Origin of the sequence: Neobacillus sp. KR4-4 (assembly GCF_042136325.1) — a bacterium.
Taxonomy (GTDB): Bacteria; Bacillota; Bacilli; order Bacillales; family Cytobacillaceae; genus Neobacillus.
In genome coordinates this window covers 115,114-134,636 of record NZ_JBHHJU010000012.1, presented here as the reverse complement: position 1 = coordinate 134,636, position 19,523 = coordinate 115,114, and the positions used below count along the sequence as shown (strand labels likewise).

Annotated in this window: 12 protein-coding genes and 3 pseudogenes; 4 read left to right on the top strand and 11 right to left on the bottom strand. The window is 39.7% G+C overall.

All coding sequences use genetic code 11. From position 1 onward, the window contains the following. Positions 1–34: 34 nt before the first annotated feature. From ACE198_RS14350 to nirB (ACE198_RS14325), 6 genes are all read right to left on the bottom strand, one after another. Positions 35–1,276, bottom strand: a complete 1,242-nt coding sequence (locus ACE198_RS14350) for an ATP-binding protein (RefSeq protein WP_098574632.1) — start codon at positions 1,274–1,276, stop codon at positions 35–37. Between the two features lie 228 nt (positions 1,277–1,504). Then, complete coding sequence (gene cobA / locus ACE198_RS14345) at positions 1,505–2,281, bottom strand: uroporphyrinogen-III C-methyltransferase (protein ID WP_375376014.1); 777 nt, start codon at positions 2,279–2,281, stop codon at positions 1,505–1,507. A 25-nt stretch (positions 2,282–2,306) separates the two neighbouring features. Then, positions 2,307–2,630: a nitrite reductase small subunit NirD gene (nirD, locus tag ACE198_RS14340; protein ID WP_098574634.1), complete on the bottom strand. Its 324-nt coding sequence runs from the start codon at positions 2,628–2,630 to the stop codon at positions 2,307–2,309. Between the two features lie 29 nt (positions 2,631–2,659). After that, complete coding sequence (nirB, locus tag ACE198_RS14335) at positions 2,660–5,074, bottom strand: nitrite reductase large subunit NirB (protein ID WP_375376013.1); 2,415 nt, start codon at positions 5,072–5,074, stop codon at positions 2,660–2,662. 94 nt (positions 5,075–5,168) lie between these two features. After that, positions 5,169–7,316, bottom strand: coding sequence for an assimilatory nitrate reductase catalytic subunit NasC (nasC, locus tag ACE198_RS14330; RefSeq protein ID WP_375376012.1), 2,148 nt, complete (start codon positions 7,314–7,316; stop codon positions 5,169–5,171). Positions 7,317–7,331: 15 nt separating this feature from the next. Beyond that, positions 7,332–9,716: a nitrite reductase large subunit NirB gene (gene nirB / locus ACE198_RS14325; RefSeq protein ID WP_375376011.1), complete on the bottom strand. Its 2,385-nt coding sequence runs from the start codon at positions 9,714–9,716 to the stop codon at positions 7,332–7,334. Between the two features lie 383 nt (positions 9,717–10,099). Between nirB (ACE198_RS14325) and ACE198_RS14320 the strand changes: the two genes are divergently transcribed. Then, on the top strand, positions 10,100–11,305 hold the full coding sequence (locus ACE198_RS14320) for a nitrate/nitrite transporter (RefSeq protein WP_375376010.1): 1,206 nt from the start codon (positions 10,100–10,102) through the stop codon (positions 11,303–11,305). A gap of 53 nt (positions 11,306–11,358) precedes the next feature. Here the strand turns inward: ACE198_RS14320 and ACE198_RS14315 are convergent. The 3 genes and pseudogenes from ACE198_RS14315 to ACE198_RS14305 all read right to left on the bottom strand — a co-directional run bounded on the left by ACE198_RS14315 (position 11,359) and on the right by ACE198_RS14305 (position 15,817). Further along, a pseudogene (locus tag ACE198_RS14315) lies at positions 11,359–14,510 on the bottom strand (ATP-binding cassette domain-containing protein). Between the two features lie 156 nt (positions 14,511–14,666). After that, positions 14,667–14,798, bottom strand: a complete 132-nt coding sequence (locus ACE198_RS14310; protein WP_257148528.1) for a hypothetical protein — start codon at positions 14,796–14,798, stop codon at positions 14,667–14,669. Positions 14,799–14,944: 146 nt separating this feature from the next. Next, the gene (locus tag ACE198_RS14305) at positions 14,945–15,817 is read right to left on the bottom strand and encodes a proline-specific peptidase family protein (protein WP_375376009.1); all 873 of its coding nucleotides are present in this window, start codon (positions 15,815–15,817) and stop codon (positions 14,945–14,947) included. 305 nt (positions 15,818–16,122) lie between these two features. On the opposite strand from ACE198_RS14305, the gene ACE198_RS14300 reads away from it, so the two are divergent. After that, positions 16,123–16,635: a DUF3231 family protein gene (locus tag ACE198_RS14300; protein WP_251460079.1), complete on the top strand. Its 513-nt coding sequence runs from the start codon at positions 16,123–16,125 to the stop codon at positions 16,633–16,635. 117 nt (positions 16,636–16,752) lie between these two features. Further along, positions 16,753–16,914 (top strand): annotated as a pseudogene (locus ACE198_RS14295) (GTP-binding protein); the annotation flags it as partial. Between the two features lie 62 nt (positions 16,915–16,976). On the opposite strand, the pseudogene ACE198_RS14290 reads toward ACE198_RS14295, so the two are convergent. Further along, positions 16,977–17,063 (bottom strand): annotated as a pseudogene (locus tag ACE198_RS14290) (hypothetical protein); the annotation flags it as partial. 78 nt (positions 17,064–17,141) lie between these two features. Between ACE198_RS14290 and ACE198_RS14285 the strand changes: the two are divergent. Continuing rightward, positions 17,142–18,608, top strand: coding sequence for an elongation factor G (locus ACE198_RS14285; RefSeq protein WP_375376032.1), 1,467 nt, complete (start codon positions 17,142–17,144; stop codon positions 18,606–18,608). A gap of 85 nt (positions 18,609–18,693) precedes the next feature. On the opposite strand, the gene ACE198_RS14280 is transcribed toward ACE198_RS14285, so the two are convergent. Further along, positions 18,694–19,518: a pentapeptide repeat-containing protein gene (locus tag ACE198_RS14280; RefSeq protein ID WP_375376008.1), complete on the bottom strand. Its 825-nt coding sequence runs from the start codon at positions 19,516–19,518 to the stop codon at positions 18,694–18,696. Between the last annotated feature and the right edge of the window lie 5 nt (positions 19,519–19,523).

Genomic DNA, 19,523 nt, shown 5'->3' with positions numbered 1-19,523 from the left:
ATCATTTTTTCATCTACATAGAACAAGCCATTCACTAAGAATGGCTCACTTCCATCTTCAATAACGGCTGAGTAATCGTTGGTAAAATGATTTCAATTGTTGTTCCCTCATTCATTTTACTATAAATATTTAGCGTCCCATTATGACCTTCGATTATTTTGTAACAGGTCATTAAGCCGAGACCCGTTCCTTTTTCCTTAGTTGTATAAAATGGTTCTCCAAGAGTAGAAATCCGTTCTTGCGGGATACCGATCCCTTGATCGATAATCTGAATCGATATTTTCCCCTCTTCTTTTTCTTTTACGGCCACATGGATAGATCCACCCGTAGGCATAGCTTCCATCGCGTTTTTAAGTAGATTTAAAAACACTTGCTTTAATTGATTTTCCTCACAGCTGATCAACGGCAAATCATGATCAAAATCTATATTGATTTGAATATTATTCAAAAGTGATTGGTTGTTTATTAAGGTGATGACATCCTTTAAGAGGATTCTAATATCTTGTGTCTTATAGACGGCTGCAGAAGGTTTGGCCAGGACCAGAAATTCCCCGACGATTTCATTGATTCGGTCGAGTTCAGATAACAATATCTCAAAATATTCCTCTTTCTGGGTGCTGGTTTTTAACAGTTGAATAAAACCTTTGATCGAGGTGAGAGGATTTCGTATTTCATGGGCTATTCCCGCTGCCATTTGACCTAACAGCGCTAATTTTTCAGACTTTTGAATGAGGCGTTCAGTTTCTTCACTTTTTTCAGTTATGTCCTTCCCAATGGACAAGATGGCTTCTTTCCCACCAAAAACGATCAATAAAGAAGATACTTCAAATAAAAAAGTGGATCCATCCAATCGCTTGGCTTTGTAATCAATGGTGTGAACAGGCTGCTTTTCTTTCTTTATTTGTTTAAATCGTTCAAGCATCCGGCTTCGATATTCAGGAGCAATAAAATCCATAATGGACTTCCCTGTCAAATCTTCAAGGTTCCCAGCACCAATCATGCTAAGCGCTGCTTTATTTACATATACTAATTTATGATTCCGCGTAACATAGACAGGTGCAGGCAATGAATCGATCAATTTCTTATAGCTTTCTTCACTCGCACGGGCCTTTTTTTCATAGTAGCGTGCCTTATCATATTGCCATCCCACCACCCAGGCAATTAGGGTAAACAGAAAAAAATCAATCGAGAAAAAAGGTAGATGATCAAAAATCTTTTGGTAGCTGGTAAAAAGAATCGAAATCATCACCAGGATAATTTGACCGGATTTATTCATGGTTCAGCCCTCTTATTTAGGTATATTTACTTATGCAATTCGACATAATTTGATTTATTCCTCTATTAAAATCAATCAATCTTATTATGGAGAGAAATAGCAAAAAAATCTACCTAAATTCAATGGAAATAATTGATTACCAATAAAAAATTTTGCACTTATTTCTAGATTGTCAGATTTATAGGCAAAAAAAGAGTCTATAATATTCATTATAAACTCCAAAATCCCTTATAAAAGTATCTCGTCTTTAACCTTTTTAGGAAACCACGATAGTTTATCCGATAGTTTCACCACTTCTCCGATTACAATCATGGCTGGATTGGTCATTCGTTTCTCTGTTACTACTTCAACGATTGTCTCTAGTGTACCAACAACTGTTCGTTGGTTCCCTGTTGTTCCTTGTTCAATAACAGCAATCGGTGTAGACGAATCCTTCCCGCAGGCTAGCAATTGAGCCTTAATATATGGAAGATGTTTGACACCCATATAAATAGCCAAAGTATCAACGCCGTGGGCGAGATGTTCCCAGCGTATATTATTGGGTTGACCGTTCAAACAATGACCTGTAACCATAGCAAAGGATCGGCTCAGATCGCGGTGAGTGACTGGTATTCCCGCATAAGCTGGAGCAGCAATGCCAGATGTGATCCCTGGAACCACTTCAAATTCGATTCCATTTTGCATTAATACTTCGGCTTCTTCACCACCGCGGCCAAAAATATACGGATCGCCTCCTTTTAAACGAACGACCGTTTTGCGGGCCTTGGCTTTTTCGAGTAATATCTCATGGATGGAGTCCTGGGGAACACAATGGTTCCCGGGCTCTTTCCCGCAATAAATCAACTCAGTATCAACCTTACTGTAACTTAGTAACACCGGGTTGACTAATCGATCATATAAAATAACATCGGCCTGCTCTAGGCATTTCATTGCTTTTATCGTGATTAAATCAGGATCGCCAGGCCCGGCTCCAACAATATAAACTTTTCCCTTTTTATCGGTCATATGAACCTGACCTCCTTTTTGTGAACTATTCAATGAGGAGAAACACTTCTTCCCCAACTATTTTCGTTTGATAGGTTTTCACACAGCCGGAATCCGGCTCTTGTACTCTTCCATTATCCAAACATATCTTCCAATCATGCATCGGACAGAATACAAATTCTCCACTTACCAAGCCTTCGCTCAGAACCCCTCCTTTGTGCGGACATCGATTTTCTACAGCACGAATGGTTCCGTTTAATAATTTGAAAACTGCTACTTCCTTTTCCCCGACAATAACAGTTTTACCTAATCGTTCTGGCAGGTCCTTTACAGATCCGATTGACACCACTTCTACGTTTTTCTTAATCATTGGATAATTTCCTCCTTTAGCTGTAAGTTTTAAGACATTACTACGCTCTCAAATAATTCTTTTCTTACTTTTTCATCCTCATTAATAGTTTTCCAAGGATCCTTAATTACCGATAAGGCATCTTCCATCCGTTTATTTAATTCTTGACGCTTTGTTTTATCATCTAGAACGGACCGTACATGTGTTAACCCAACACGTTCAATCCAAGCCGAAGTACGTTCCAAGTAATTAGCTGTTTCACGGTAATATTGAAGGTACGCACCAGTGATTTCCATGGCCTCTTCTGATGTTTTTACTTTATATAATAGGTCTCCCCCGCGTACGTGGGTCCCTCCATTTCCACCAACATATAGCTCCCAGCCGCCGTCAATTCCAATAAAACCAATATCTTTAAACCCAGACTCTGCACAGCTTCTCGGACAAGCGGAAACGGCCATTTTCACCTTATGCGGTGTTTGCAGTCCCTCAAATTTCTTTTCGAGGTCGATTCCCAGTCCCATGGAATCTTGGGTCCCAAAGCGGCAGAACTGTTCTCCAACACAGGTTTTTACCGTACGCAGCGATTTCCCATACGCAAACCCTGACGGCATATCCAAATCTGTCCACACTTTTGGTAAGTCTTCCTTTTTTACTCCAAGCAAGTCAATTCGTTGTCCGCCGGTTAGTTTTACTAACGGAATATCGTATTTTTCAACCACATCAGCAATTCGGCGCAGGTCTTGGACGTTTGTTACACCGCCATACATTCGTGGTACAACTGAATAGGTTCCATCCTTTTGAATATTCGCATGCATCCGTTCATTAACAAACCGGGATTCTTTTTCATCCTGATAAATGATTGGATGGACCATCCCTAAGTAGTAATTCAGAGCCGGCCGGCATTTTGAGCAGCCTTCATCAGAACTCCAACCAAGTACATTCATGACTTCCTTGATATGGGTCAACCCTTTTATTTTAATTTCTTCCACCACTTCATCTCTAGATAAATCAGTACAGCTGCAAATGGCTTCTTTCTGGATAGAGCCGTCGAACTCCGAACCAAGTGTATGCTGTAATACTTCCGCGACAAGCGGTTTACATCCGCCGCAAGACCGGGAAGCACTTGTACAAGCTTTAATTTCATCAACAGATGAACATCCTTGATTCTGAATAGCCTCAATAATCGCTCCTTTAGAAACACCATTACAGCCACAAATTATTTCCTCGTTACTCATGGAATCTACTAAACTACTTCCAAAATCATCATTTAGCGGTTGTAAAAGTGATACCTTCGTGGTTGAAGAAACATCCGCTTCCTTTTGAATCATCGAAAAGAGACGATTTCCATCACTGCTATCACCAAACAGCACGGCACCAACAATTTTATTGTCTTGGATCACAATCTTCTTATAAATCCTGTCATTACCATCAAAAACCTTGATGGCTTCCTTTCCTTCGCCTTCGATAAAGTCTCCAGCTGAAAACACTTCTACCCCAGAGACCTTCAACTGTGTGGATAAAACAGATCCATGATAACCTTTGGTTTCTAACCCGCAGATATGTTTTGCTAATACTCTTCCTTGATCATATAAAGGGGCGACTAGACCGTATACTGTTCCGTTGTGCTCTGCACATTCCCCTACAGAATAAACATCAGGAATACTCGTTTGCATATAGTCGTTGACGACAATACCTCGATTGACAGCTAGTCCGCTTACCTTGGCTAATTCCGTATTTGGCTTGATGCCAACAGCCATGACAACTAAGTCAGCATCAACCGACGTTCCATCGCTAAACCTTAGACCTTCGACACGTTCGTCACCAAAGATTTCTTGGGTTTGTTTTTCTAATAAAAATTTCATTCCCTGTTTTTCTAATTCAGTTTGCAGCAACTTCCCTGCTTGTGGATCTAATTGGCGCTCCATCAAATATGGGGCTAGATGAATGACCGAAACATCCATACCTAGATTTAAAAGACCTCTTGCTGCTTCAAGCCCGAGTAAACCTCCGCCAATTACTGCAGCCTTTTTATACTTTTTCGAAGTTTCAAGCATGACATCTGTGTCCTTAATATCCCGAAAAGCTGTTACCCCTTCCTTTTCAGCTCCCGGAATAGGTAAGATAAACGGAAGAGATCCTGACGCAATAATCAATTGATCATACGGCTCCATTCTCCCTAAGTCAGTAATAACGACTTTACGCTTCGAATCGACCTTGATCACTGTTTCACTTGTGAATAATTGAATATTATTTTCTCGGTACCAATCCCAATCATTAAGTGTTATATCTTCTACATTTGTATCTCCTTGTAATACTTTTGAAAGTAAAATTCTATTGTAATTCGGATGAGGCTCGCTTCCGAAAATAGTGATCTCAAATGATTCGCTTGATAGTTTAATAATCTCCTCAATCGTTTTGACACCAGCCATGCCATTTCCAACAAGAACCAACTTTTTCTTTTCCATGTTAGTTTTCCTCCCGTTTGTAAGTTTCCTAAACTATATCACAGACCATTTTAAAATTAACTTATCATGTAAGGTCTCCTAACATAAAAATTTTTTAAGTAAGGAAATCAACTACTGGGCTCACCTTAACAGCACTGACTTTAAATCCAGGCATTTTGCATTCAGGGTCCAATTCTTTCGAAACAAGGAGATTGATATTTTGCGAGTCTGCCCAGTGAAAAGGTACAAATATGGTATCGTGACGGATCGTTTCCGACCATTTGCTTCTAACCATAACACTTCCCCTTCGTGATTCAATTTTCACCAATGATTGGTCTTGGATCTGAAATTTTGCTGCGGTTGCCGGGTGGATTTCCATAAATGGTTCGATGTTTCTTGCCGCTAGCGCTGGACTTTTTCTTGTTTGCACACCTGTTAAGTAATGTGACATGACTCTTCCTGTAGTTAAATAGAGCGGAAACTCTTCACATAATTGTTCTTTCGGAATCTCTGCAATGTTCGGAACAACCACCATCGCCGCCTTTCCATCCGGGTGAGCAAAAGAGGTTTCAAACAGCCGTTTCGTCCCAATATGGTTTGTTTCTGGGCAGGGCCATAATAGTCCGCCCTCTTTTCTTAAACGCTCATATGTTATTCCAAAATAATCCGCAGTCCCTCCACGGCTTGCCATCCTTAATTCAGTAAATATTTCTTCAGCAGAAGAAAAGGAAAAATACTCTTCTTTCCCAAGCACACGGGCAAGGTCGCAGATAATTTGCCAATCATGTTTCGCTTCGCCTGGACACGGCAAGCTAGCTTCCCGTAATGTTACCCGTCCTTCCACATTTGTCATCGTTCCTTCATCTTCCAGATAGGAAGAGGCCGGGAGTATGACATCTGCTAATCTTGCAGTTTCTGAAACGAATAGATCAACGGCTACAAAGAAGGTTAATTTTTTCATAGCCTCCTTGACGAAGTGGGCATTGGGATTGGAGACAATCGGGTTGGAACACATAAGAAACAAACCTTTAATTTCCCCTTCATGAATTTTCTCCATCATTTCATAGGCTGAAACTCCTTTACGGGGTAAATCATCTGGATCAATCCCCCAAATGCCGGCCACATAGTTTCGATGTTCATCATTCTCAATTGACCGATATCCAGGAAGTTGGTCGGCTTTTTGTCCATGTTCTCTTGCCCCCTGTCCATTTCCCTGTCCCGTAATCGCCCCATAGCCACAATTCGGTTTACCGATTTTCCCTGTGGAAACCAGAATGTTCAGGAAATTACGAACAGTTTTTGACCCGTTCGTATGCTGCTCCACCCCTCTTGCTGTAAAAATCATTCCCGATTCTTCACTGCCAAACCTAAAGGCCGCTTTGCGAATAAGTTGGATGGGTACCCCGGTAATCTCTTCAATTTCCTTCATACTGAGGGATAATACATACTCTCTAACCTCTTCAAACCCGTTCACACGTTCTTGAATAAACTTTTCATCCACATAATTTTCCTCAATCATCACTTTCAATAGCCCATTTGCTAATACGACATCCGTACCTGGTCTAGGTTTTAAATGCAAGTCTGCTAGTTTCGTTGTTGCAGTTTCACGCGGGTCAATAGCGATGATATAGGCGCCATTTTCTTTTGCTCTTTCAAAATAGGGCATAATCGTCGGCTGACATTCAGCAATATTCGTCCCTGCTAAAATGATACAACGAGTGTATAGAATTTCTGCTAAGCTATTCGTGAAGCCTCGGTCCAACCCAAAGGTTTGGTTCGCAGCCGAAGCAGCCGCAGACATACATAGTCGGCCATTATAATCGATGTATTTTGTTTTTAAGGCCACGCGGGCAAATTTCCCTAATAAATAAGCCTCTTCATTTGTGATTGACGCACTGCCATACACCGCTAAGGCATTTTGACCAGATTCCTCCTGAATCTTCATAAAGTTTTCTTTAATATGATTCAGAGCTTCCTTCCAGGACACTCGGACAAATTCTCCATTGATTTTTACCAATGGGTATTTTAAACGCTCTTTATGGAAAGCGTGTTGATGGGCGTTCATACCCTTTACACATAAACGCCCCTCCGATGTTGGATTGTCTTTTCCGATGGTTATATATTTTTTTCTCGACACAATCGATTGTTCAATCAATTGCATTTTACATTGCATACTACAGTATGGACATTGAGAGTCGTATCTTTTTTCTGATTTCACTTCTTGTTCCTTTGTACGAAAATACTTTAATAGCGCTTCTGTCAAGCTGATCACCCTTTTCTATTGTTGGTTGTTGATTTCTATTCCAGACATTTGTTTTCCACTGAACCTTTTGCGGAACATAGTATCCTTTTCTAACCGGAATAATAATTGCTGACGAAGTTCAAAATCAAAAATCACTTCTCTCACATGCACTAAACCGACTCTTTCGATCCATTGCCACGTCCGTTCGAGGAAATTGGCTGTCTCACGATAGTATTGAATAAAAGCACAAATGATTTCGATTACATCCTGATTCTTCGTTCCAAGGGACAATAACTTACCTGCACGTACATTTCTCCCGCTGCTGCCACCGACATATATTTCCCAGCCAAGTCCAGTTCCAATTACACCGATATCTTTTGTCGTTGAACCGGCACCGTTATGCAAACAAGCAGATACACCTAACGTTACTCGATAGGGAGTTATGAGAAATTCTAATCTTTTTTCGAGACTGACAGCCAGCTCCATTGATGAATGTTTGTCACAATGGCAAATATGTTCTCCGATACTCGTTTTCACATTTTGAACCATATTTCCGTAAGTAGAACTTACTTGCATATCCAAATCTGCCAACAAAGCAGACAAATCTTTTTTCTTCACGCCCATCAAATGAATTCTTTGTTCACTAGTGACAGCGATATTTGTAATGCCAAACTTCTCGGCGACCGTGGCAATCATTCTCAATTGTTCTGCGGAAGTTTTTCCACCGTACATCTGAGGGATGACAGTGTACGTCCCATCCTTCTGAATAATGGCCATCCTTTGTTCGGAAATATATAGGTTTTCTTGCTTCCTCTCATATTCCGGATAGATCATGCCTAAATAATAGGCTAAAGCAGGCCGACAGGCAGAACATCCTTCCTTATTCTCCCAACCAAGGACTTCCATCACCTCCTGTACCGTTGTCAATCCTTGCCATTGCATCTCATGCACCACTTCATCTTCCGTGAGTGTTGTACAGGAGCACATTGATTTTTGTTCAATGCCCTCATCGAATTCATCGCTATGAATGTAGTTGAGTAAATCGGCTACTAATGGTTTACAGCCCCCGCATGCCCCCGAGGCTTTTGTACATTTTTTCACTTGGTCGACCGTCGTTAATCCGTTTTTTTGAACCGCTTCTATAATTGTCCCTTTCGCTACCCCATTACAATTGCAAATCATTTCACTATGGGCCATAGAAGCGGCCGAATTCCCATCCCTATTTAATGCTTGAAAAAGTGTAACTTTCTCCAAATCTGATACATCTTGTCTTTTCATAATCATGTCTAGCAATCTTGTTCGGTCACTCGTGTCTCCAAATAAGACAGCGCCAACCATTCGGGATTTTTCAAAAACCATTTTCTTATATACGCCATCTAACTCATCGAAGATCACAATCGACTGCAATCTGTCGTCACATGAAAACTGTCCAACCGAAAACACATCTACTCCTGATATTTTTAATTGTGTCGAAAGAACAGTTCCTTCGTATCCTTTTCCTCTAAGTCCGCAAATTCGTTTTGCCAACACCTTGCCTTGATCGTAAAGAGGCTTTACCAACCCATAGACCATTCCCCGGTGTTCCACACATTCACCGACAGCATAAATATTGGGGATATTTGTTTCCATATAATCATTGACAAGGATGGCTCGATTCGTCGCTATTCCACTTTCTTTAGCTAGTTGGATATTGGGTCTCACCCCTGCAGCCATCACAACCAAATCAGCAGCTGCTTCGGTACCATCTTTAAAGGAAACTCTTTCTACGCGATTGCTTCCGCAAATTTCCTTTGTTTCTTTTTCAAAAAGGAAACGCAAGCCTTGCTTTTCCAGTTCTGTTTGCAACAGTTTCGCAGCTGTTTCATCCAATTGTCTTTCCATAAGATGCGGCCCATTATGGACAACGGTTACCTCCATACCAAGATTAAGGAGACCTTTAGCAGCTTCCAAACCTAAGACACCCCCTCCGATGACCTTCGCTTTATGATAGTATTTCGCTGTTTCCATCATTTTCTGACAATCTTCTATAGTTCGAAACGTAACTACTCCTTCTATATCTTTACCTGGTACAGGGAGAAGAAATGGCATGGAACCTGTTGCGATGATAAGTCGATTATAGGGGTGCCTTCGACCTTTATCCGTTAGCAACTCTTGTTTTTCTGTATCTATTTTTAGGACCGTTTCACCAGTAAACAGTTCTATGTTCTGTTCGTTATACCAATTTCGATCATTGATGGTAATATCATCAAACGTCGTACTCCCCTGCAATACAGCTGATAATTGGATTCGATTATAGTTTAGGTGCGGTTCCGCTCCGAAAATTGTAATCTCATAAAGATCAGGTGCTTCTCGTAAAATTTCCTCCATACATCGCACACCCGCCATTCCATTCCCTATCAATACGAGTTTTTGCTTATCCATTCTAAATACCCCCGCTAGTTAATTATGTCGATTATGGCAACCGTAAATATCACCTATTATTCCATAAAACTTATGAAAAGGAATTTGTTGTGTAACATTTCCTGACACAATAAGTTTCATGTTAGAGCATCTTACATAAAAAGTGACATCATCCTTCTCCATAGGCTATTGTTGAACAAAGCAAGAGAAACACAAATACTTAAGCAGTTTAAGGAGGAAAATGAAATGAAAAACAACATCAGTTTAGCTTCATTTTTGGTTTTACTAATTAGGGTTATGTTTTCAAAAGATAGTTGTTTTGAATGGTAATAAAGATTAAATTACTGGTTTGTAAATTGTTTTGATTCATAGGAAAAACGTTTTCTAGAAAGGGGTACAATCTAATGAAGTTATCAGATTTAAAGAAAAGCGGTCATGCACCGTCGTTAGCAGCTTCATTTTTATACTTTGATGTTAGTTTTATGATTTGGGTTATTTTAGGGGCGCTGGGGGTTTATATTACAAAAGATTTTGGGCTGACCCCCTCACAAAAGGGTTTTATCGTGGCACTTCCGATCTTAAGCGGATCGTTTTTTCGACTCATCCTTGGTGTTTTAACAGATCGAATCGGACCACGGAAAACGGCAATCAGCGGAATGCTCGTGACCACCATTCCGCTGGTATGGGGTTGGTTATTTGGTCAAACCTTAACTGAACTTTATGTGATTGGGATTCTTCTTGGAGTGGCAGGAGCGAGTTTTGCTGCAGCCATCCCGATGGCAAGCAGATGGTACCCGCCGCATTTACAAGGGCTGGCAATGGGAATTGCCGGGGCCGGAAACAGCGGAACACTGTTCGCCACCTTATTTGGACCGCGACTTGCGGAACAAATGGGCTGGCATAATGTCTTAGGATTAGCACTTATACCTTTATTAACTGTATTTCTCTTGTATATCATTTTGGCAAAAGATGCACCATCCCAGCCAGCACCAAAACCTATGGTTGAATATTTGAAGATATTCAAACAAAAAGATACATGGTATTTTTGTTTGCTTTACAGTGTTACCTTCGGAGGTTTTGTAGGTTTATCCAGTTTCTTAAGCATCGTTTTTGTGGATCAATATCATTTATCGAAAGTAACGGCAGGAGATTTTGTCACACTTTGTGTGGCAGCAGGGAGCTTTTTCCGCCCGGTTGGCGGTTTTATAGCTGATAAAATCGGCGGCGTTCGTCTTTTAACTTTCCTCTTTATTGGGGTTGCACTCACCATGTTTGGCGTGAGCCAACTTCCCCACTTGGCTGTTGTGACCACTTTATTGTTTATCGGTATGCTCTGCTTGGGGATGGGAAATGGAGCAGTTTTTCAATTGGTTCCACAGCGCTTTCAAGAAGAAATCGGGATGATCACTGGGATTGTTGGAGCGGCTGGCGGGGTTGGCGGATTTTTCGTTCCGAATATATTAGGAACCCTTAAAGAAGTAACTGGAACTTATGGAACTGGCTTTATGGTATATACAGGGATTGGAGTTGTAGCATTACTAGTGTTATTTATGGCACAAATGTCTTGGCGAAAAACCTGGTCAACGAAGGAAGTCTCATTAAAAAATTAACACAAAACGCATTCGCCATAATTGGTGGCAAATGCGTTTTTTATTCCTCAAATTTACTTTTTTTGCTCGAGGCTTTGGTAAACAGCCATCATATCTCGTTTATTCAACTCGCGAATACGATTGAAAATAGGAATCTCTGCGACTGATTCCATACATTCAGGAACCACCTCACTTACTTTTCCAGTCAACCATGTTTGCACATCAATACCTTCAACGATTTCTTTACGTCCTTCATCATTGATACCACTTGCAGAACAACTCACACATGGGATGGATAATTTATGCACTCCCTCATGGAGATTATCCTCTGAAATGACTTTTTTCCCTTTACAAAATGGGCAGGGATGACTCGCCTTAATTTTGTTAATTTGGGTAACAATTTTTTTGTAGCCAAACGCCTCATAGACATAGGTAAGTTTCTTGTATTTACCTTTGGTGAAATACTTATCAATGATAGTTTCTCTCGTCTCGAAGATGTTGGCAAAATCACAAATAGTGAGTTGATTCTTGCTGCTAATTGATTCCACATTGCCTTTAATATTGCCCCAGAAAGGTAAAACATTTTGTAAAACCACCTCATAGTGGGAAAAGCTTGCAAGTTCTAATTCAAACATTTTCAGCGAGACTTGTATTTCCCGAGGAAGTAACGATACATCTTCGGTGAGTGTCATTTCGCCGCCAACAATCGATTTAAGCTTTTCGAGTTCTGGTAACTTCCCGACTGTTTTTAGAACTTGATTAATTGGCTGTTGAATCAGGTCACGAATATCTGTATCCCCAAATAATAGTTTTTTATGATGTTTAAGGACGGTTCCATGACAGACTGGACAGATCATCATTTCTTTTGATGCTTTCATTTGCTCTTTAAAAATCGATTTCGAAATAAACATATAACGCCCAATGATGAAATTAAAACCTTCCCACGTTCTCGAAGCCTTGCCCGCTTTATCATAAAAGGACTTTTCCCAATATCCATATAAAAAGGTATGCTTTTCTGCATCTGTCATCTCATTAAAGCTTTTACTAATGTCTTGACCAAGTTCATTCTTAATCTCATCAAAAAGAAATTGCAATTTGGGATATTGATAATATTTTAATACTTCCATTACGTCTGGATGTAGTAAGCCATCCCAGAATGGGACATTTTTATCTTGAATAACTACGTCTATATCAAATTTTTCAATAACCCGTCGCCCAGAACAAGATGGACAATGATTGTCTTGATGATAGAAATCGAAGCTTCTCGTATCTTTATTGGTTGGATGAGCAGCCATCATATGGTTGATCAATCCACCTATCTCATAGAGAAAACTATATTGACTATACAAATGCCTTTCAAGATCAATGGCGATGACGGGTGCAATAGTGTCAGATTCGAATTCACCATAAATCAGCCGCGCCATTGATGATAAGCTTTTTAAGATGCCGCCCTTATAGATGTTTTCTGCATTCTTAAAATAGCTCATATGATTTTCTGTTAAATAGTGAATGCCATTTTTTGACTTAAGAGTGGAAGAAATATGCTCTGGCGACACTTCAACTTCTTCGTTTCTTTGGCGATAATACTCGTCATGACCGACAACATCAAGATGTTCCACAGGCTCAAGCTGTCTTTTACCAAAATCAACAATAAAATCAGAGCTATCTAACATATAGTCATTATGTTCAATCATCATGATAGAAACCGAATCATCTTCAAGGATAACCCTTACACTATCAATAAATTGGTTTAAAATATTTTGAGATAATCCTTTTGAAGGTTCATCAAAAATAAACATCGTATGTGGATGTCTTGAGCTCCCAAACAGCTCCGAAACTAAGTGAACACACTGAAATTCACCCGTCGATAAAGTTTGTGTCTTTCTTTCCAACGTTAAATACCCAAGACCAAGTTTGATCAATAAGCTTAAACGTTTATGTGCGATGTCCTCATTTGGCAGTTCATCGATAATATCCTCAATCGAACGTTGAAAAATATCATCAATTTCTTCACTATATTTTGTAAGTTTCTTTTTAATATCAAGAAATGTTGCAACGGTTGACCGGCTGGTAATGGATTGATTTCGATCTTGTCCCACAATGACCAGTTTATCTTTTGGATAGCGCTGCAGAAAATCTTTGGCGATACACTCATTAACCAGTGTAGATTTCCCACACCCAGATTCTCCTGTAAAAGTTACCAGTCTATTTTTCGGGATTTGAATTTCAGCCATTTGGATATTGCGACAGTAAAGGTCCTTAAACTGATAGTATTCTGTTGGATTTTCCTGAATTCGGCCCCACACAATAGGCTTTGGACGTGGTGATTCCTCAACTATTTTTCCTCCATATTTGCCACTGCCAGGACCAAAGAACAATTGTTCGTCAGTAGCGTCAAGCACCGTATCCGAGTGATCAATAAGCCAAATTTGATTCTTAAATCCTAGTAGTTTGATCTGTTCAAGTATTTTCACTAATGTTTGCCGATCTAGACCAACCGAGATTTCATCTATAATAATAACGGTATCAACACTTGCTGCCATGAATTCAGCCAGATATAGTCGTGTTAATTCTCCTCCTGACAAGGTACCCATGATCCGGTCTAGTGTTAAATAACCAATATTCATGTTGATGATATTTTGAAGAATATGTTGTTTTGCCTCGCCAATATGTAATTCGTCTGCTAGGGACAAAATGGATTCAATACTTAAGTTATTGATATCGGAAATACTATGTAGTCGATCAAATAATTCAATTTTATATTGCTCTACTTCTTGATTAAAGCGCTTCCCATTACACTTAGGGCATTCGACATTTTTGGTAGTTCCGCGTCCTTTGCAAGCCGGACACCAGCCTAATTCATTATTAAAAGAAAAAACTTCTGGCGACAGATTATACATTCACGAATTTCTTTAAACACACCTGTATGTGTACCGATGGTTGATCGGGGATTGGATGAAATCGATGACTTCCCGAGAAAAAGGACTAATGGCATATCTTTCATCTTAATGGCACTGAAATTGGTTTCCATGATATTGGAAAATAAGTACTGATATTCTGCTTTTGGCAATAAAGAAACGAGTCTCTTTTTGGATTCTTCTCCAATCGTTTGACAAAACGTTGTTTTACCAGATCCAGACAAACCGGCAATTCCTAACGACTTATCAATAGGTAGTTCTGCATCTAATTTGTTAAAATTATTGGCAATTAATTCATTTATCTTCATTGTTATTTCCTCTGGATTCTGTTTATTTACTGCTTTCATGTTACCATAAGTACAACATACAAAAAATAAAAACTCGTTCAATAAATAGAACGAGTTTTGTGATTTATTTTAATTTCCGGCTCAAGTAGTCAATTTTTTAAGGAAGATCTCTTTTTATCAAAACCACAATCTTAAATGATAGTCATATTCATAAATATCAACGTTTTCTTCCTCTTCTTTTTTAGGGTTACACTCATCACAAGGTTCTTCCGCCTGGTTATGTTTACATTGTTCAAATAAAAGTTCCATGTTTATGTCCCCTTTCTCTCTTCTTACTTTCTATTTTAATGGAAGCGTTTCCAATTGTCTTGTGGTTTTTATTGGAAATCATCGGGGAGGGCGATTCATATAAAGTAAGAGCGCCCTCCCCGATGATTCTAAGCAAGTTTTTGAATTTAAAGAGAATCAATTTTTCTCAGGAAGTCCCCTGACACTCTTAAAAACACATCGGGCTCCTCCACATACGGCATATGAGCACTGTGCTCATAGACATGGAACGATGAACCAGGTGTTAAAGTGCTGTAGTACTGTGTTGTTTCTGGAGTAGCCTCATCAAACCGACCACATGTATATAATGTGGGACAGGTGATTTCCTTTAATTGTGGTGTACAATCAAATTCCTTCAAATTCCCGCGAACAGTAAATTCAGAAGGTCCCCACATGATATTGTATACTTCACGATTTCTATTTTGAGAGCCTTGCTTTAACCAGTCGGGATATGGATCTAAACGGCAGACAAAGGTTTTGTTAAATTTGTCTGTTGCCTTTTTAAAATCCTCTGAATCAGTCGTACCATTTTCTTCGCACCTTTTAATGGTTTCCTGAATTTCTTGAGGCAACTTTTCAAGGTTACGTCTTTGATCCTGCTCCCATAAAGGAGCACTTAAACATGGGCTTGAAAAAATAACACTTTTCACACCATTAGGTTTGGTCAAACAATAGGCTGCTGCGAGCGTCGTCCCCCAAGAATGGCCTAGAATATGTACTTTTTCAAGATTGAGGGCTTGTCTCACCTGGCCCAACTCCTCAACAAATCTTTCAATTCTCCATAATGTTGGATCAGTTGGCCGATCTGATTTCCCGCATCCTAATTGATCGTAAAAGATTACGGCCCGGTCTTCTGACAGAGCCTTTAAACCTTGGAGCGAATAGCAGGACGATCCTGGTCCACCGTGCAGAATAATGACCGGAGTTCCTTCGGCATTTTTATTAAAAAGTTGATACGCAACCCTTCCCCCGGTTACATCAATGTATCCTTCTTCAAACATAAACATTCCCCTTTTATTTTTTTATGTTCCTTTCATTCAGTATTTCAACATCGATATTAAAATACCCTGTTTTTATATTTGAAAATCGTATAGGTATAGTAGAAGTTAGAGGGGAAATAAGGTAATTAGTCTTTCATCAATGAACGTGTATAAACTATTTTGTTTCAGAAGTCTTGTTATTTTCATCCAACAAAAAAGTAACTACATGAATTATTGATTATCCGGACAATATAGAGAGGTGCTGTGTTAAAGGGAAGGTGGCACTTTGTATGAATAAACTAACTTATACACTGAGGAGGGCAACGATGGGTATATTAAGTGGAAATCCGAAAGAAGAGCCATTACACTACGGTGAAGTCTTTGACATTTGGTCATCACAATTAGTTGGAAATGGTATGATTGCCGGCTATCAGACAATGTTAAATCATGCCGGTGACGATGATTTAAAGAAATTATTAGTTGAAGCAATTGAACTCTGTCAACAGGAAAAGAAACAAGTGGAAGAACTGCTAAAAGAAAATGGAATTGGCTTACCACCAGCAGCACCTGAACCTCCTGAAGCATGCCTAGAAGAAATCCCTGTTGGAGCAAGAATTCCCGACCCTGCTATTGCAGCTACACTTTCTGCTGATATAGCTGCAGGACTAGTTTTATGCAGTCAGGCAATCGGAAAATCAATCAGAGAAGATGTAGCGTTGATGTACGCACAATTTCATGCTCAAAAGGTCGCTCTTGGCGGAAAGGTGCTTCGTTTAAATAAAGAAAAAGGATGGTTAATTCCTCCTCCATTACACCTTAATAAACACCATGATTGTTAATTCGTTAGAAAACACGGTTATCTCTAGCCGTGTTTTTTTCTGTTCTAAATTTTCAAGTAACATGGAACACCCATTTGGTATAATAATTATCATATAAGTAATAGTTGAGGTGGCACCATGAAAAAGACAATTGGAATGTTTGCTCACGTCGATGCTGGAAAAACAACATTGGCAGAACAGCTGCTCTACCATACGAAAACGATTAGACAAAGAGGTCGTGTCGATCATCAAGATACCTTTCTTGATACACATGACATAGAAAAACAACGAGGAATTACCGTATTTGCCGATCAGGCGGTGTTTTCATATAACGAATCCACCTTTTATCTGATAGATACTCTATGGGCGCCATCCACATCCGCATCCGTCATAATGACGATTTTATGATAACGTTTATCAACAAAATTGATCGTGTGGGTGCCGATTCCGTACGAGTTTTAAACGAAATTCGCAGCTACTTAACCACAGATGTTTTTGATATTACTGACATTCTGACAGATGGTGAAATGAATGACGAACTGATTGAATTTATTGCTGAGCGGGATGAATTCCTTTTGGAAATATACATGGAATCTGGATATCAACCCCATCTTTGGTTAGAAACGATGAGGAAATTAGTAAAAAAACAACAACTTTTCCCATGTGCGATTGGATCCGCTTTACAAGATATCGGTGTTGACAGCTTTCTTGAAAAATTGGAGCTATTAACTATTACAAATTATCCAAATGAAGAACCCTTTGCCGGACGTGTATACAAGATTCGCTATGATGAAAAAGGAACACGAATGACGTTTATTAAGGCACTGCGCGGGACATTAAAAGTAAGGGATGAATTATATTACAGTGTGGATGAAAATCTGCTCCACGAGAAAATCACTCAAATTAGACTTTATAATGGAAATAAATTTAAAACAGCCGACCAAGTAACAGCAGGAGATATTTTCGCTGTAATTGGATTGTCGGCCGCTGCAGCTGGAGATGGTTTGGGGACATTAGAAGAAAAAGCAGAATACGAGATGGTCTCTGCTCTAAAATCCAAGGTTCTATTTGAACCATCGATGAATGTGAAAGAAGTGTTGAGGTATTTTAACATGTTAAATGCCGAAGATCCTGCTTTAAATGTCAGCTGGGAAGAACGCACCCAGGAGATTCACATCCACGTCATGGGGGTCATTCAACTTGAAGTTCTGAAACATCTCATTAAGGAACGCTTTTCTTTTGATGTCTCATTTGCAGATCCCGAAATCTTATATAAAGAAACCATTGATTCAACGGTGATTGGTTATGGTCATTTTGAGCCACTTGGCCATTATGCCGAAGTGCATCTTAAATTAGAGCCGTGCGGGCGAAACACTGGGATTTCTTTCGAAAGTGTGTGTCATACCGATGATTTACCTGTTGGGACCCAAAACGTTATTCATAATCACCTGTTTGAAAGGGAGCATCATGGATTACTAACTGGGTCTCCTATTACAGACCTAAAGATCACCTTGGTAACGGGACGGGCCCATGTCAAACATACCTCTGGGGGGGACTTTAGAGAGGCAACTTTCCGTGCTTTGCGGCAAGGTCTTGAAAAAGCAAACAATATTCTGCTGGAACCATTTTATGATTTTAAAATCCGAGTAAATTTAGAACATATGGGAAAAGTGTTAACAGACATTCAAAATGCGCAAGGCAGCTTTAACGCTCCGCTGACCGAAGGAAATAAAACCATCATAACGGGCAAAGTTCCCGTTGCTACCTTTATGAATTATGGCCCTGAGTTCGCCTCGATTACACAAGGGAAAGGATCTCTAAATCTGGTTTTCGGTGGTTATTACCCTTGCCATAATCAAAATGAAGTGATGGCAAGAATGAAATACAATAAGGATGCAGATCCCGAATACACATCGTCATCAATATTCTGCTCCAAAGGGCAAGGTTATTCCGTGCCGTGGGATGAAGTGGAAGATGAAATGCATTGTTTGTAGGGTTAGCTTGAGTTTAACAGTCAATTGACGACCGTCTCTTCAATTTTTCAATAGATTCGGTCGATCTTCCCCTTTCAAGTTACTCTCAATCTCCTATCCAATGATCAGGTCTTTTTATGGCAGATGGTAATATAGTTGTAAGATCCCCCTTTGCTGAATTGACTTGCGCTTGCGTCAGAAATAAACTATCTGTAAGATTAGCTCCACGTAAATCCGCATCTCTCAAGTCTGCACCAATCAAATCTGCCCCTCGCAAATCAGATTTCCTTAGATCTGCTGCAATGAGCAAGGCCCCCCTTAAATTAGTTCCTCTAAGGTCTGCTCCTGTTAACTTGGCGCCAATGAAGTCCCTCTTTTTTATGTTCTTCTTTGGCGAAATCTTTGCGCGCACAAGTTCACTTGTGCGGAGAAGCAACTCATTTACTATGGCTCTATGTGCAGGAACATTTAACGCTATGATGGAAGAAGAATTTAGAGTTGTAAGCCGTTCCGTTTCTTGAAAAGCAGTTTTCAATTCTTTTGAAATTGGCTGCGCCTCTTCTAAACCAAGCGCTTCATTCAAGTAACAAAGCATTTCATGAAGTTGTTGCATAATCGGAAATACCTCAAACATTTCTTTGGCTAAAGATGGATCATCTCGCCAATCGATTCCGTTATAGGTAACTTGCGAAACCTTTTGGCCTGCACCAAAACACTCATATCCCACACAGCCTCTAAATCCTTCGTTTCTAAGATTCTTATGGATCCCACACCGAAAATCGGATTGCAAGTTTGAACATGGCGTACCTGCTTCTTTATCTACGGCAAAGTCAGCAGACTTCGCAAAAGGCAATGCCACACAGCACAATCCAAAACAATTCAAACAATCGGCACGTAAACCATCATTATTTTTAATAAGTTGTCTAGACAATCAAA